General features: G+C 69.4%; 1 protein-coding gene and 1 pseudogene. Both read right to left on the minus strand.

Going from position 1 to position 637, the window contains the following annotated elements; genetic code table 11:
• Positions 1 to 545 (minus strand): ketoacyl-synthetase C-terminal extension domain-containing protein (locus QR77_RS43935; RefSeq protein WP_347359824.1); only part of this gene is annotated, 545 nt, incomplete at its 3' end.
• 24 nt (positions 546 to 569) lie between these two features.
• Positions 570 to 614, minus strand: a pseudogene (locus tag QR77_RS49020) (hypothetical protein); the annotation flags it as partial.
• Positions 615 to 637: the final 23 nt, after the last annotated feature.

Raw genomic sequence — 637 nt, forward strand, 5'->3', positions numbered from 1 at the left:
ATGCCCGCCCACTGCGACCCCTGACCGGGGAAGACAAACACCGGGCGCCCACCGGACGAGCCAGTACCGGACACGACACCCGGTGCTACCCCACCGGAAGCCACTGCTTCCAGGCCGTCGAGCAACTCCGCACGGCCACCGGCCACCACCACAGCCCGACGGTCGAACGCCGTACGGCCACGCAGGAGTGAGCCCGCCGCGTCGAGCAAATCGAGTTCGGGGCGCTCGGTGACGAAGGTGTGCAGGCGGTCGGCCTGCGCGCGCAGCGCTGCCTCCGTCTTGCCCGACACCACCCACGGAACGAACCCTGACGGCTCCTCGCGAGAGGTGTCCTGGTGCTCGGTTTCGTGCTCCGGGCCCTGCTCGACGATCACATGGGCGTTCGTGCCGCTGGCCCCGAAGGCGGAGATACCGGTACGTCGCGGCCGGTCCACCTCCGGCCACGCCCGCCGCTCGGTCAACAACTCCACCGCGCCGCCCGCCCAGTCCACATGCGAGGTCGGCGTATCCACATGCAGTGTCTTGGGGAGTACGCCGTGCCGCATGGCCATCACCATCTTGATGACCCCGCCCACGCCGGCAGCCGCCTGCGCGTGCCCGATGTTCGACTTCAACGACCCCAGAAGCAGGGGTTGTT

This window comes from Streptomyces sp. 150FB, from assembly GCF_000818195.1.
Taxonomy (GTDB): domain Bacteria; phylum Actinomycetota; class Actinomycetes; order Streptomycetales; family Streptomycetaceae; genus Streptomyces.